The organism is Erwinia pyri (assembly GCF_030758455.1).
Classification (GTDB): Bacteria; Pseudomonadota; Gammaproteobacteria; order Enterobacterales; family Enterobacteriaceae; genus Erwinia; species Erwinia pyri.
In genome coordinates, this window is record NZ_CP132353.1 from 1701197 (window position 1) to 1715152 (window position 13956).

Below are 13956 nucleotides of genomic sequence, written 5' to 3' on the forward strand. Positions count from 1 at the left end.
TAAAAAGAGTAAATAATAATGCTGAAAAAATATACGATGCCGGCTGCCGGTTTATTACTGAGCGCCCTGTCTGCGGCAATATTTGCTGCACCGTCCGATCGTTCTGCGGCCCATGTTCAGCTGGCCAGCGATCAGCCATCAGGGAAAGCGGAAGTGGTCGCAACTTTCTGGCACGCCATGCCGACCGGGGTTACGGTGTCAGAAAAGGGACGCATATTCGTGAATTTCCCGCGCTGGGGTGACGATGTGCCTTTTACCGTCGGTGAGATCAGGCAGGGAAAAGTTGTTCCTTATCCAGATGCGGCTATTAATGTTGCAGACAATACCCGTCCGGCTGAACGTTTTCTGAGCGTGCAGAGCGTGGTGGCAGATGGTCAGGGAAAACTCTGGGTACTCGATACCGCATCGCCAGGCTTTAGCCGGCCGGTAGCGGGCGGGGCTAAACTGGTTGCGATTGATCTCCGCAGTAATAGGGTAGTAAAAACGATTGTGTTACCGGCAAAAGTTATCCTGCCCGCCACCTATGTAAACGACCTGCGTATTGATTATCGTGTAGGTAAAGCAGGAGTGGCCTACATCACGGATTCTTCGCTTTCCGGAACAGGCGGAATTATTGTTGTCGATCTGGCGTCAGGTGATGCAATGCGCCGCCTGACCGGCGACCGTTCCACCTCGCCTGAAAAAGGTTTTGTACCGGTTGTCGAGGGCGAAACCCTGTTGCAGCGCCATGAGGACGGATCAACCGCCCCCTTCAGCGTTGCATCTGATGGAATCGCCTTATCGGCCGATGGAAAAACGCTCTACTACAGCCCGCTGTCAGGCCGTCATCTTTATTCGGTTGAAACTGCGAAGCTGAGAGACAGCCACATCAGTGAGCAGAGCCTCTCTGCCGCTGTCCGGGACTGGGGTGAAAAAGGGGCCTCTGACGGTCTTGAATCTGATGCTGCAGGCAATGTTTACGCAGGAGATTACGAGCGCAATGCTGTCCGAAAAATGAATAAGCAGGGAACCTGGTCCACGCTTGTTCACGGGCCGGAAATTCTCTGGCCGGACACACTTTCTGTTGCCCATGACGGATATCTTTACTTTACCGTGAATCAGCTGCACCGGCAGCCGGGCTTCCATGGTGGTAAAGATATGCGCATCAAGCCTTATACCTTAATGCGCGTGAAAATCGACGAGAAGCCAGTTTCAACCCGATAATTCTTGGTTACTCGCTCTATGTTGCTTACGGATGTCCGTTAGCCATGAATATGACTAATTCTGCCCCCTGTAAAGGGGGTTACCGTCCGTCTTTCGCTCATATGGGACATTGGCCTAAATAGCGTCCGCTTTGTGCCAAATGCAGACATTAGCGATTGTACTTTGCTTCAAAACCACTGCGAGGCGGTTTTCTTTTGCTGCCCACTCGGATTCGGTAAAACGCCCATATTACCAAATTGCCTCCGCTACGGCCTCGATACCTGGTGTTGTGCCTTACCCAACTGACCGGGATACTATATGTTGTACTGGACGGTGCGTTATACCTTCCTTCAGGGGCGCTGTTCTGCATCCGCGCCGTCCGGCCCGTTCGGTAAAACTCCGTGCGGAGCGGGTTTAACCGAATACGATTTACGGCCAGCAGAGTTTTTAATCTAGCTTTATATAGACTTCATAATGGCGAGGTTTAATCACAAAATGTCATTTCTGACATTAAGCCAATGTCCGCTTTTCGCTGTGAGTTCAACGGGTCGATGCAACGCTATCCTTATCCAAGGGGGACGTTGCCATGAAACGAAGAACGCGTATCTACTACACGCCAGAACAAAAGTCGATTATCTGGGACAGATATAAGCAAGGTGATTCCCTGCATGATATCGCGAGAATGTTCGACAGATTTCATTCTTCTGTTATGCCGACTATTCGCCAGACTGGTGGGTATCGTCCTCCTGTCCGAAAGCGGCACCGACTGGCTCTTTCACTTGATGAAAGAGAGGAAATATCCAGAGGGTTGGTAGCAAAAATTAGCATCAGGGGGATCGCTGACAGATTATCAAAAGCTCCCTCGACGATCAGCCGCGAGATCAAAGGCATGGAGGTGCAAAACATTACCGTGCTGCAAAAGCGGATAAGGACGGGTGGGACAGTGCTCTGAGACCAAAACATTGCAAGCTAATTAAAAGCCCCACATTGTGTAAAATCATTGCAGAGAAGATGCATCAGGACTGGTCGCCGGAACAAATCGCCGGTTGGCTGAAACGCTGTCATCCGGATAATCAGGAATGCATGTGTCACACGAAACGATTTATAAAACGCCCTTTATACAAACCCGGGGAGCCTTAAAAAAAGAACTGCAGCAATGCCTCAGAAGCGGAAGAGTCGTGCGTAGATCCAGAACGTCATCGCTGAAAGGTAAATGATTAGGTTCAATTCCGGATGCGATACCCATCAGCGAAAGACCACCTGATGTTGCAGACAGAGCCATACCCGGCCACTGGGGAAGGTGACCTGATCCAGGGCTCGAAAAACTCCTGTATCGTCAGCCTCGTGGAACGTCATTCCCGTTTTGTCATGCTGGTTAAAATCAGGGACAACAAGACCATAACTGTTATATCTGCACTCATCAAACAAGCCCGGGGATTACCTGTTGAGCTTGATAAAACATTAACATGGGACCGGGGGGTGAAATGACCAACCACACCCGGTTTACTGTAGCCACAGACATTCAGGTTTATTTCTGTGATCCTCAATCTCTCTGGCAATGTGGCTCAAATGAAAATACGAACAGATTGCTCAGGCAGTATTTTCCAAAAGGAACTGACTTATCGGTTCACAGCAAGCAAAGACTAAACAGTGTTGCCAGACAGCTCAACGAGAGGCCAAGAAAAACGTTAGACTATGAATCACCCGCAGAGCGTTTTAGCCAGTGTGTGCCTCCATCGGTTGAACTCACAGCCAGAAGCAGTCACTGACCTTTTCATTATGATCTACCGAGATCATCCTTTGAAAACTGAGAACGTTTAAATACCTTTTGGCCGTGTTGCGAAGAAGACGATCGCTGCTCCGATAGCGACGATGAGCGTATCTTCAATCATGCCACTTCTGGTCTGCCCAATTTCTGCCATGGCTTTTTTGCGTGCCGCAAGTGTGACATAGGCAAGTGGCACAGCGGCAGAGATAGCGATCGCTGCCCCGGTTTTTTCTTCTCCCGTGGGTGCCAACGCGGCGCCCGCAATCCCTGCACTGGCCACACGTGCTGACAAGCCCAAAAACACAGTGCGGTCCGGCGCTGACTTCATTTTGTCGCCAAACAGCTCACCTGCACCCATCGCTAACGCGCCATATTTGAATAGCGGACGGTCCAGCAGCATGAGAGTGCCCGATGTGTCGCGCCTGGCAAGGCGTGCTGCAGCGAGGGCCGCCATCGGCGTCATAGAACGGCAGCTAGCGACAACGCCAATTAAGGCGGAATAAACAAACCTGGTTATTTTCATTATTAATCTCCCGGATAAATAGAGTTTTATTATTTCTTAAGTTTTATTGAGGTGTAAGCCAGGAACTCTCGGTTTAATAAGCGCATTTACTCGGTCACGTTATTTAAACGCTTTTCCTCTGAGCACTAAGTTGCATCTTGCAATGCCTTAAGCATCTTTTGCAGACTATATGCATCTTATTTTGTCAGCGGAATGAAAACGTTGACTACGGTGCGGCCTCCTGTGCAAATTTCCACTGCAATAGTCAGTATAGATGAATAGCCTGAGACAGCAGAAATGACGGAAGTGGGAGGCTCAAGAATGTGGACCGCTTCCAGCTGGCGTGCTCTCACTGAGTTGCGCCAGCGCCATTTCACCTAATGCCAAAATGCGCACGGCAAAACCAGGCAGCATTTCGCCCTCTTTAGTTGGTACTACGCCACGCCCGGTTCGGCGAAGTAAACGCTGACCCGTGTCTTTTTCCAGTTGGCGAATCTGGGCGCTCAGGGCTGATTACGCACGTCCTGCCTATTCGGCAGCGCGCGTCAGGCTACGATGATGACAGACTGCGACAAAGGTACGTAACAGCGCAGGTCCAAAATTGTCAGATATCATGATGGGATTATGTCTGATACATGTGAAAGCAGCCTACCAACATATCACCAGGCTCATTACGATTTTACCCGTTGGTGTGATTAACCCACGAAAATGGAGAGATGAAATGAAAGCAGTAAGTTACCCGCAACCGGGTGGTCCAGAAGTCTTGCAGCTGGTTGATATTGCTGAACCTGAGATCAAGCCGAATGAACTACTGGTGGCGGTAGAAGCCATTAGTATTGAAGGTGGCGACATCATTTCGCGCAACAGCCAGCGGTTGCAGGCGGGCGAAACACTGGGATATGCAGCGGCCGGAACCATTCTTGAAGTGGGCGCAGAAGTGAACGAATTTGTGGTAGGGCAAAAAGTCGCTACTTTCAACTGGCGTGGCGCCTATGCAGAACGTCGTGCTGTCGCGGCTTATAACTGTTTCCCGATACCTGAGGGGCTGGATCCGCGCATTGCCGCCGCCATTCCGGTCGGTCCTGGTACTGCTGCGTGGGCAATTCATTTGGGCAAATTGCAGCCAGGTCAAACTGTCCTGATTTTAGGAGCAGCCGGCGGTGTCGGTATGGCGGCAGTGCAACTAGCATCTCGCCTTGGGGCAAGGGTGATAGGCACTGGAACCCGGCCAGAGTCTCTGGAGAAACTGCGTGGGTTTGGTCTTAACGATGCGATTGTGGTGGGCGAAAAACAGGCTGGCGAACAGGTGCGTGAGTTGCTGGGCGGAAACAAAGTCGATTTGCTGATCGATACCATCGGCGGCGATGCGCTGCCTGATGGTATTGAAGTGCTAAAAGATGGAGGAACGGCGATTCTGATCGGCATTCTCGCCGGGCGTAATCAGATGATTGATGCGGAGTATCTGTTACTGCATCGTATTACGTTGATCGGATGCTTGCTGGGTCCAGAATGGGGCGAGAAAGCGATTGCTCGTGAATTAGTGAATGAACTGATGGTTATGGCGGCGAAAAGGGAACTGATCGTGCCTGTCGATAGTACTTTCCCGCTTGAGCAAGTGGTTGAAGCCCACCGGCGCGCCGAAACGCGTGGGCGATTAGGTAGAGTATTTATTACAGTTGAGTAGAGTGCCCCCCGAGGGCCGCACTCTACGAGGGGTCAGTTTGGATATCGGAAATTTTTGTACTAATGGGGCTGAGGTGAACAGACCCCAATATCAAACCAGTCATTGAGCAGGTTTACCGCTTCAGTGACGCCGTAGAAGCGTTCAGGCATCTTTCTCGCGGCGCGTTCGGTAAAATCGTCATCAAGAGTGGTGATTGAGCAGTAAGATTAGCTCTTCCCAGGAAGCTGACACTGCATAGATGAATGCAAGATTCATTCGATTTAATACATACCTCTTTTCCATCAAAGGGCTCCCAATCAGGGAGCCTTCTATGCATGGTGCTCAATAGAAATTAGCCTAACTTGTCTTAGTTGGCACTGTTGCAAATACGGCTACAGGGTAGCCCCTTTCGTTACGACTGAGCCTTACATTTCAAAAACCCTGCTCACCAGACGCATTTCGCCCAGCATGCGCTGCTCTTTCAGCAAAAAATGGCGAACAGTTTATCATCACCGGCTATTTGCAACAGTGCCCCCTCCTGAAAATGCAAAGCGCATCAAAGAGAGCCAACGACCGACCTGATGTTGGAATAAGATGGGTAGCGGACAAAATCCTGGCTGCAGACCTAGATCACGTCACAGCTAGCAATATCCCCCTTGATTAAGGATAGCGTTGCATCGACCCGCTGAACTCACAGCTCATAACGGACATCGAACCTGCGACAAGCAGCTTTGTGCAAGAAGTGTAATTTTACACACAATCCCCGGCTTATATTTAGCCCCATATTCATTCTAAGGGCGCTACCCCTTACCGTTTTCAGGCAAAATAGTACATTGAGTGACAGGACCATTATCGTATCCCTGAATCGTGAAGTTCGGAAAATCAGACACCGTCACCATGTTGTCAGATTGATAATTTCCAGGTGCATTGCGAAGCTGGAATTCATTTTTCTGAGCCATCTCCGCTGAGTATGGACTGGTAACGCTGACGCTGTTCGGATCAATTTTATGTATTTCACCCCATTCGTCTGTTATTACGTTGAGGTGATAGCGTTGTGTGATAACAGATGTGGTTGTGCCATAGGGTACGAACGTTGTGATAACATGATATGTCCTGTTGTTACCCTGATTAGAAATCACGGTCATACTGTTTTTAAAATCCAGTGTGACGGGCTTCTGGTCCACGATAATATTCAACGGGACATGACAGACAAGCTGCCTGCCAGCCTTTTGTTCTGCATTTAAACGCAATATCTCTTCATGTGAGGCCGCGAAGCAAATTGCAGGGGCTAACAGGAATGAAACTAAAGCCGGGTTCCTAAACATAGGCGCACTTCTCTTCTTATCAGTAAATTGCAATATACATATCTTGCTTTCAGTCCGCACGGCTGAAGAAATACCCATCGGGAAACGCAATGATTCGGCAATTTTTTAATGTCCGCTCCTCGCTCAAAGCAGAACAAAGTTTGATGATTTGATGCTGAGCTTCCTTAAGAAAGGTGACAGGCTCACTCTGCCCTGCAGGGGGCGTGAATAACCATGTGATAATTATCTACGTTTTTATCCGCCGTTCCGCGAGTGCATGCCTTGCTGCGTTTGATGCCCATTCATCGGCCTGGTCATGATGTTCAATCTCTGCCTCTGCTATCGGCGTTATACGGATCAGCGGAACTGAACCGAAAGGCAAACCCTCAATCTTACGGCCATCACGGCTGAGAATGATGCGGGTCAATGGTTTATAGTCGTCCGTAAGAGAGCAAAACAGGATGGCTCCATATTTTTCAACATCGGCAGCGACCTGATAGCCGTCGGCAACGAGGTCCCCCAGGCTAATTAACAGATGAGCCCAGTTAGTAATCTTATGGCTGGTATTATCCGAAGCATCCAGTTCCATGAAAAGTTCGCATTCTACGCCGTTTTCCGTGTCTGCAACGCCGGCCCAAGGTGTCGAGAGACCATCGGTGGCCAGTGTTATTTTGGTGCTGCTTTTGATGCTGAATACCCGGCGATGGGGCCCGAACCATTTCGTCTGGTTGTGTACGTTTGCGTCATCCCGTTCAGCAATAAAGCTATCTGACACGTCGCCATAACTTTTCCAGAATGCTCGCCTTGCGACAGCGGCAGCCTCATACATCGGACTCTGAGGACTGCGCGGCACAATTGTCTCATCGAATATTGTGTCAACCGTAACGCGCCCATGCATTAACGGTATTTTAGACTTTGTCCAGCGAACAATAACCTTATTAAAGGGCTGTATCCTTGATGCTTCGAATTTATCGACAACGTTGCGGATCCTCTGAAAAGCCTGGTCACCAGCAGTAACGTGACTACCGTCGGCATACATGTAGCCTCCAGTATGTGAGGAGACTCCAGCCTGTTCCGTAATAAAGAACCATTCACCCTTCACAGCGCCAGCAGGCGCCTTGTTTAAGGCCGGGCGTAATTCCCTTGCCGCATCAGAGTTTGAATATGCAGTCATGCCTGTCCCTTATGCTCATGCTTTATGTATCTTGCTTGTTTTACGCTTTTCCACACCTGAGCGTTGCTAATCTTACGGCCTGACAAGCTGAAAGATGAGAAAGCGATTGTAAGGCATGAGTCTAAAAAAGTTGAGCAGGCTCTTAAATAATCACACCTTCAGTCTGGAAGGCGAAACCGGCAGCTTTGTGCCAGAAGCGGACATAATAACGAGGAAGAGGGCTTACCTTCTCACGCTGTAATACTTATTTCTGGAGCCTGGAAGCTGCTTTTAAAGTCGCCTGTCGTCTCTTTTCAATAAATAAAGCTGTTTGTTCCTGTGCCTTTTTGAGCTGTGCTTCAGATGCCGTTCGGGGAGAGCCACATGTAAATGGTGGCACGGGATCATATTCCATCTGTAATTGAATATTCTGAGCAATATCGCTTCCATACATTTCTGCCACCAGGTTTAGCGCAAAATCTATACCTGAAGTCACGCCTGCACCAGTTATACGGTTACGATCACGCACGACGCGTTCATTTACCGGTTCGGCTCCTAACAAAGCAAGTTGATCCAGAGAAGCCCAGTGCGTAGTTGCTTTATAACCATTTAAAAGACCGGCAGCACCCAGAACAAGAGAGCCCGTGCATACTGATGTGACGAACCTGGCTTGTTTACTCTGAGCCCGGATAAACGAAAGAACCTCTTCATCCTCCATCAGGTTTATCTGTCCGGGGCCGCCGGGAACACAAATTACATCCAGTTTTGGACATGTATCTAAAGTGGTCGTTGGCAGAATGGCCATCCCTCGATCAGAAACTACAAGGTCGAGATTCTTCCAAATGAGATGAACTTTAGTGTTTGGAGCCCTGACAAAAACTTCATATGGGCCGGTGAGATCAAGCTGGGTGAGAGCTGGAAACAAGAGTAGCCCGATCGATGTGCATGCTGAATCATTCATAAAAGAATCCTTTTAACTTAAAAGAATATAATGACTCTATCTTATATAAAGGCAACCGTTTGCTAAAACAGGAATGTGTTAGTTGAAGGTCGGGGCACTCAGGACTCACAGGGCAAAACTAAGAGTATTTAAGATTCAACACCGTCGTCTCCGGGCGCTTCCGCTCTGGCTGTAACCTGACCCGCTGGCTCAGGTAGAGAACCAGCCAGAGGGATATTGTTTGCAGATGAATTCCACGAAAACCTTAACCTTTGGGCTCTGAAGCCGACGGGACGTGTGCAGAACCCAGAGCTCAGTTAAGCTGTCGGTCTCTCCCCAGCAGATAAGCTCTCCTTTTTCCAGCTGGCTGCTGACAACAGAGCGCGGAAGCATAGCCGCTCCGGCACCGGCCATCACAGCATCCCGGATTGTCAGAAGAGAAGAAAGGCGCATCACCGGCAGTGGGGTAAAGCTATGCTGCCCCTCCTGAACGGTCCAGATCTCTCCTTCGGAATAAGTCGACATAACGATTGCCGGGACTTCAGGCGCGCTTTCCGGATCGGCGACCGGCATTTTAAGCGTGGGAACAGCAACCAGCACCAGCTTGTCCCTGGCAAAGCATCTGCCTACCAGCGAACTGTTTTTCTGCGGATTAATGCGGATAGCCACGTCAAAATGTTCATCCACCAGGTCACTCATCCGGTTTTCAGAAACGGCTTCAATCCGGATCTCAGGATAGCGGAGATGAAATTCAGCCAAAAGCTGCCCCAGCGCCAGCTGCGAAAACAGTAAGGGTGCCGCAATACGGAGGCATCCTGAAGGCGTTGCCGAGCCTTCCCGTGCCGATTCGGCCGCTTCATCAATTTCACGTATTGGCCCGGCGGTTCTCAACAGAAGCAGTTCGCCAGCCTCGGTGATTTTCAATCTGTGGCCACTGCGTTCAATAAGACGCACACCTACCGCCTCCTCCAGGTCAGCAAGCCTGCGGGAAAGGGTAGCCTTTGGCCTTCCGCTGGCGCGACTGGCCGCACCAATCCCTCCCCAGGTTGCGATAAGGTGAAAATCTTTTAGCGCATTAATATCCACAAGCTATCTCATTTATGGAACAAACTGTCCCAATAGTAGCACTATCGCACTGATAATGGATCGGTATATTGTTTAACCACACCAACCCAAACGTTACGGAGTTAAACATCATGACCATACTTGTTACCGGAGCTACTGGCCGCGTCGGCCGCCACCTTGTCGATCAACTGACTGGCCGCGGAGCCGATTTCCGCGTTTTGTCCCGCGAACCTGCAAAGGCTGGCTTTCCTGACAACGTGGAAGTTGTTAAGGGAGATTTGCTGGATATTGATTCCCTGCGTGCCGCCTTCAGCGGCATCAGAACGCTTTTTTTACTAAATGCAGTCGCGGCCGATGAATACACCCAGACGATTATCACGCTTAACATTGCCCGGGAGGCAGGAGTTGAGCGGGTGGTTTACCTCTCCGTCTTTGGTGCCGATGTTTCTGTCAATGTGCCGCACTTCGCCGTCAAATACGGTGCCGAGCGCATGCTTAAAGAGATGGAATTCAGCGCCACCATTCTGCGGCCCACCTACTTTATCGACAATGAGGTGATGATTAAGGATGTCATCATAAATCAGGGCGTTTATCCGATGCCGATCGGTGGTATTGGCCTGGCAATGGTGGATACACGCGATATCGCTGAAGTTGCGGCTATTGAACTGATGCGCCGCGATCAAGCTGCCGGGAAACTGCCCGTGGAGACCATCAACCTCGTTGGCCCCGATACGCTTACAGGTGAGAGTGCCGCCGCAATCTGGAGCGACGTACTGGGCCGTCAGGTAATTTATGGCGGTGATAATCCGGATGCGTTTGAATCAAGCATGGCGGAATTCATGCCGAAGTGGATGGCGTATGAAATGCGTCTGATGGCTGAGCGCTACGTCAGTCATGGAATGCTCCCACAAGACGGCAACAGAGAGCATCTGGTCACTCTGCTTGGCCGTCCGCTGCACTCCTACCGTGATTTCGTTACGGCACTGGCAGGCCAGTAAAACAGACGATCTGACAAGCGGGCGCAGGCTTAAGGATAAGCTGGCCCCGTTGCCCTTTATGGAGCATCGCGGGGGATTCCCATAAACTACTTGGCCATTAATCGCCTTTTAAGTGTCAGTAACGGCCATAAGATTTGTCTTTCAGGAATGCAGTAAGTTGAGTTGAGCATATGATAAATGTGCAGAAATAATCAGGAGGTGGGAATATGCGAAACGTGACTATTGTTGCTTATGATGAGCAATGGCCTGACCTGTTTAAAGCTGAAAGCTCGCTGTTGCAGATAACACTTGGCAGGGTAATCTCACGGGTCCACCATATTGGCAGTACGTCGGTACCAGGTTTAGCAGCAAAGCCAGTGATAGATATATTGCTGGAGGTTATTGGCCTGAATGAACTGGACAGCTTAAACGCTGCATTGGAGCGTGCCGGATATACGGCACGTGGTGAAAACGGTATTCCAAATCGCAGATATTTCACCAAAGGCGGAGATCAACGTAGTCATCAGGTTCATGCTTTCGCCATAGGTGATACACAAATCATAAAACATCTGGCATTCCGTGATTATTTGATAAAAAACAAGAAAACAGCGGAACTCTATACTGAGATTAAACATGCAGCGGCGCTGGCCAGTAAAAACGATATACATCGCTATAGCGCTCTTAAAGCAGACTTCATTCAACATCATCTCAGGCTGGCACTAATAGAGCTGAATGGTTAAAAAGGCCTTAGTAAGCAGGTCTGAGTGCCGGGCATTTAAAAAGGGGGCTTTAAGATGTTAACAGGACTGAATCATTTGACTATCGCCGTCAGCGACGTATCGAAAAGCTTTGCGTTTTATGTGAATACGCTTGGTTTTGTACCAGGAGCTAAGTGGAGCCGGGGAAGCTTATCTTTCATTGGGTGAGCTGTGGCTGTGCCTCTCTTTTGATGCGGTAAGTGCTCAAAAGATTGGCCCGAATTACAGCACTTCTACCAGCTCAAACTCTTCTGCAACCAGCTCCATATCGTCAGAGTAGACGCCTGCTCTGGTGAAAAAGGCTTTATGTTCCTGCCGCCAGTATTCAAGACTTAAATCGCCTTCACCCTCTTTTCTGGCAAACTCTTCAGTAACGTCAGAAAAACGTACCAGACGCATTGAAACCATTCTGATGACGCAGACCGGAGCACTTTGCCCGTTAAGAATAATATTATAACTGCCGATTTTGGGCGCCGATTCATCTGACTGGAATGCGGCAAGGGAGCCGCATGAAGCTGTTTTAATCCCTTTTATAACCAAATCTGCAAGCGCATTTGCCATCTCAGGAGTGTCCCCGATTGACCACGCCCGCGCTCCCGGATACTTCTTCTTTAATTCAGCAATGAAATCCATAATAAAATCCCTTTATAGCAATAAGTTAACGTATAAATTTAGCACAAATTTATCGGGTGCTTTATCCGACGTAGGGTAAAAATGCCGGATTGCTAACCGCTCCTGAGCAGCGGCTCCCGCCTATAACCGAAATGACTGCTGCATCGCGCGCGTCAGTAATTCCACCGCCTCATCCCCACGAGAGGCAGCGCTGCGCACGAATACGATCTCATGGTCTGGAATGACCGGCATTCCCTCAAGGATCTGCATACGCCCGGTAACCTTACCATGGTCGATCAGGCCGACGGCCAATCCTGCTTCCACGCACGCTTTGACCGCCTGACTGGAGGGGCTTTCCAGCACGATACGTGAACGCCGCCCGGAGGCCTTGAGCGATGCGATCATCGCCTGGCGGTATGGGCATTGCTCAGTATGGACAGCCAGAGGTAAGGGGTCCTCGAGCGCCACGGCACTATTCGTCGGACCGACCCAGACCGGCGTAGTTGACATCAGCAGTTGGGTATCAGGGCCGAGATCTCCTTTAAGCTGCGCTATTACAGCCGTCTGCAATTTTCCACGCTGGAGCCACTCTCGCAGTGCATAACTCGGCCCCGTCCGAAGCTCCAGCACCACGTTCGGCCAGACGGCGGTAAATGTCGGCAAGATGTCGCGGATGACATGGGCCGCATATTCGTCAGAGACCCCTAACGTGATGCGCCCGGCGAGGTCAGTACCATGCAGATCCGCCAACACCTGGTCGTGTGTGCGTAACAACCCGGCGGTAGAAACCAGCAGGCGCTTGCCCAGCGCAGTGAGCGAGACTGACTGATTATCGCGATTCAGTAGCCGACCGCCCGCCACCGACTCAAGACGCTGAATATGAACGCTCACCGCCGCCGGGCTTTTATGCAGTTGCGCGGCGGCGGCACTGAATTTCCCGATGCGCACGACGGCATGAAAAGTACGTAACAGATCTATGTCGAGAATCGCGCTCATGGTTTAATCCTGATAAACAACTACTGCATGATATTTTGATTTACCAGACTACACCCGTTCCGTAGCCTTTGGGAATGAGCAAATCTATTCCGATTCAACAGAATAAACCGACACGCCGCAGCTGGCGTCAGACCCTGCCGCTACCCTTGCTTGAAGCAGGACTGTTGCTGATCTGGAGCTCGGGTTTTATTGGCGCACGTTTTTCCATCGACTACGGCCCGGTATTTCTGGTGGTATTCTGGCGCTACGTGGTGGTCTCTCTTCTGCTGTTGCCTTTCGTCTACAGAGCGTTGCTGAAGACGCCTTTCCAACTCCTGATGAGAAACGCCGGGATCGGCCTGCTGGCAATGGCTGGATATCAAATCGGGGTGATGCAAGGCATCGCGCTCGGGGTTCCGGCCGGGCTCGCCGCACTGTGCGCGGATTTGCTGCCGCTGGGTATGGCGCTGCTGGCGGCTCTGTTTCTTGGCGAACGATTGGTGCGTCAGGCCTGGCTGGGGCTTATCGTGGGGTTGATCGGCGTGATATGGGTGACCTGCGGCGCGTTGGTGCTGGGCAACGCTCCGCTGTGGGCCTATGGCTTGCCGGTAGCGGGCATGCTGTCGCTTGCTATCGCAACGCTGTGGCATAAACGCGGCACCCCCTCCCAATCAATGGGCCTGCTGCCCAACCTCTGGCTGCAGTGTTTCGTCGCGAGTTTCGCCTTTGCCGCCATTGAAGGCAGCCAGGGCAGTCTGGCACCCATTCCTACTGCAGGCTTTGCGCTGGGGGTGCTGTGGACGGGCTTGTCGACCCTTGGCGGCTATGGTTTGTACTGGATCTGCCTGCGCAGAAGTACTGCGACTCGCGTTGCCAGCCTGCTGTACCTCAGTCCCCCGATCACCTTGCTATGGGCCTGGGCCATGTTTGATGAGCCACTCTCCTGGCAAATGGCGCTCGGAATGGTAATTTCCGCGCTCGGCATCTGGCTGGTGATGCGCGCCGAAGACCGGAAAGCCGACTCCGTATCATGCGGCACCTGACGGAGCGACTAGAG

14 protein-coding genes and 2 pseudogenes are annotated in these 13956 nt (G+C 50.8%); 8 read left to right on the forward strand and 8 right to left on the reverse strand.

What is annotated here, in order from left to right; genetic code table 11:
• Nucleotides 1–18: 18 nt before the first annotated feature.
• Nucleotides 19–1203, forward strand: coding sequence for an L-dopachrome tautomerase-related protein (locus tag Q3V30_RS07865; RefSeq protein ID WP_306212027.1), 1185 nt, complete (start codon nt 19–21; stop codon nt 1201–1203).
• 565 nt (nt 1204–1768) lie between these two features.
• Nucleotides 1769–2951, forward strand: a pseudogene (locus tag Q3V30_RS07870) (IS30 family transposase).
• A gap of 48 nt (nt 2952–2999) precedes the next feature.
• On the opposite strand, the gene Q3V30_RS07875 reads toward Q3V30_RS07870, so the two are convergent.
• Together Q3V30_RS07875 and Q3V30_RS22745 are read right to left on the reverse strand one after the other, a co-directional pair.
• Nucleotides 3000–3473 (reverse strand): hypothetical protein, encoded by a 474-nt coding sequence (locus tag Q3V30_RS07875; RefSeq protein WP_306212028.1) that lies wholly within the window; start codon nt 3471–3473, stop codon nt 3000–3002.
• Nucleotides 3474–3767: 294 nt separating this feature from the next.
• Nucleotides 3768–3959 (reverse strand): LysR family transcriptional regulator, encoded by a 192-nt coding sequence (locus Q3V30_RS22745; protein WP_428979253.1) that lies wholly within the window; start codon nt 3957–3959, stop codon nt 3768–3770.
• A 94-nt stretch (nt 3960–4053) separates the two neighbouring features.
• Here Q3V30_RS22745 and Q3V30_RS07880 point away from each other — a divergent pair, with 94 nt between their 5' ends.
• Together Q3V30_RS07880 and Q3V30_RS07885 are read left to right on the forward strand one after the other, a co-directional pair.
• The gene (locus tag Q3V30_RS07880) at nt 4054–5136 is read left to right on the forward strand and encodes a quinone oxidoreductase family protein (protein ID WP_306212029.1); all 1083 of its coding nucleotides are present in this window, start codon (nt 4054–4056) and stop codon (nt 5134–5136) included.
• 89 nt (nt 5137–5225) lie between these two features.
• Entirely contained in the window at nt 5226–5333 is a 108-nt protein-coding gene (locus tag Q3V30_RS07885; protein ID WP_428979254.1) for a hypothetical protein, read from the forward strand.
• Between the two features lie 582 nt (nt 5334–5915).
• Here Q3V30_RS07885 and Q3V30_RS07890 read toward each other — a convergent pair.
• The 4 genes from Q3V30_RS07890 to Q3V30_RS07905 all read right to left on the reverse strand — a co-directional run bounded on the left by Q3V30_RS07890 (nt 5916) and on the right by Q3V30_RS07905 (nt 9598).
• Nucleotides 5916–6518: a hypothetical protein gene (locus Q3V30_RS07890; RefSeq protein ID WP_306212030.1), complete on the reverse strand. Its 603-nt coding sequence runs from the start codon at nt 6516–6518 to the stop codon at nt 5916–5918.
• Nucleotides 6519–6666: 148 nt separating this feature from the next.
• Nucleotides 6667–7593: a hypothetical protein gene (locus Q3V30_RS07895; protein WP_306212031.1), complete on the reverse strand. Its 927-nt coding sequence runs from the start codon at nt 7591–7593 to the stop codon at nt 6667–6669.
• Nucleotides 7594–7837: 244 nt separating this feature from the next.
• Nucleotides 7838–8533, reverse strand: a complete 696-nt coding sequence (locus Q3V30_RS07900) for a DJ-1/PfpI family protein (protein WP_306212032.1) — start codon at nt 8531–8533, stop codon at nt 7838–7840.
• Between the two features lie 189 nt (nt 8534–8722).
• A complete protein-coding gene (locus Q3V30_RS07905) occupies nt 8723–9598 on the reverse strand; it encodes a LysR family transcriptional regulator (RefSeq protein WP_306212033.1) in 876 nt (291 codons plus the stop codon).
• A 110-nt stretch (nt 9599–9708) separates the two neighbouring features.
• Here Q3V30_RS07905 and Q3V30_RS07910 point away from each other — a divergent pair, with 110 nt between their 5' ends.
• The 3 genes and pseudogenes from Q3V30_RS07910 to Q3V30_RS07920 form a co-directional block, all read left to right on the forward strand.
• Entirely contained in the window at nt 9709–10575 is an 867-nt protein-coding gene (locus Q3V30_RS07910; RefSeq protein WP_306212034.1) for an SDR family oxidoreductase, read from the forward strand.
• Between the two features lie 206 nt (nt 10576–10781).
• Nucleotides 10782–11294 (forward strand): GrpB family protein, encoded by a 513-nt coding sequence (locus tag Q3V30_RS07915; RefSeq protein ID WP_306212036.1) that lies wholly within the window; start codon nt 10782–10784, stop codon nt 11292–11294.
• Between the two features lie 54 nt (nt 11295–11348).
• Nucleotides 11349–11505, forward strand: a pseudogene (locus Q3V30_RS07920) (VOC family protein); the annotation flags it as partial.
• A gap of 29 nt (nt 11506–11534) precedes the next feature.
• On the opposite strand, the gene Q3V30_RS07925 reads toward Q3V30_RS07920, so the two are convergent.
• Entirely contained in the window at nt 11535–11945 is a 411-nt protein-coding gene (locus tag Q3V30_RS07925) for an ASCH domain-containing protein (protein WP_306212038.1), read from the reverse strand.
• Nucleotides 11946–12065: 120 nt separating this feature from the next.
• Nucleotides 12066–12920, reverse strand: coding sequence for a LysR substrate-binding domain-containing protein (locus tag Q3V30_RS07930; protein ID WP_306212040.1), 855 nt, complete (start codon nt 12918–12920; stop codon nt 12066–12068).
• A 74-nt stretch (nt 12921–12994) separates the two neighbouring features.
• Between Q3V30_RS07930 and Q3V30_RS07935 the strand changes: the two genes are divergently transcribed.
• A complete protein-coding gene (locus Q3V30_RS07935) occupies nt 12995–13942 on the forward strand; it encodes a DMT family transporter (protein ID WP_306212042.1) in 948 nt (315 codons plus the stop codon).
• Nucleotides 13943–13956 lie beyond the last annotated feature (14 nt).

Excerpts from the sequence above, each read along its gene's own strand:
- Q3V30_RS07875 (WP_306212028.1), bottom strand. The coding sequence starts at position 3,473 with ATGAAAATAACCAGGTTTGTTTATTCCGCCTTAATTGGCGTTGTCGCT.
- Q3V30_RS07925 (WP_306212038.1), bottom strand. The coding sequence starts at position 11,945 with ATGGATTTCATTGCTGAATTAAAGAAGAAGTATCCGGGAGCGCGGGCG.
- Q3V30_RS07865 (WP_306212027.1), top strand. The coding sequence starts at position 19 with ATGCTGAAAAAATATACGATGCCGGCTGCCGGTTTATTACTGAGCGCC.
- Q3V30_RS07930 (WP_306212040.1), bottom strand. The coding sequence starts at position 12,920 with ATGAGCGCGATTCTCGACATAGATCTGTTACGTACTTTTCATGCCGTC.
- Q3V30_RS07910 (WP_306212034.1), top strand. The coding sequence starts at position 9,709 with ATGACCATACTTGTTACCGGAGCTACTGGCCGCGTCGGCCGCCACCTT.
- Q3V30_RS07915 (WP_306212036.1), top strand. The coding sequence starts at position 10,782 with ATGCGAAACGTGACTATTGTTGCTTATGATGAGCAATGGCCTGACCTG.
- Q3V30_RS07895 (WP_306212031.1), bottom strand. The coding sequence starts at position 7,593 with ATGACTGCATATTCAAACTCTGATGCGGCAAGGGAATTACGCCCGGCC.
- Q3V30_RS07935 (WP_306212042.1), top strand. The coding sequence starts at position 12,995 with ATGAGCAAATCTATTCCGATTCAACAGAATAAACCGACACGCCGCAGC.
- Q3V30_RS07890 (WP_306212030.1), bottom strand. The coding sequence starts at position 6,518 with ATGGGTATTTCTTCAGCCGTGCGGACTGAAAGCAAGATATGTATATTG.
- Q3V30_RS07900 (WP_306212032.1), bottom strand. The coding sequence starts at position 8,533 with ATGAATGATTCAGCATGCACATCGATCGGGCTACTCTTGTTTCCAGCT.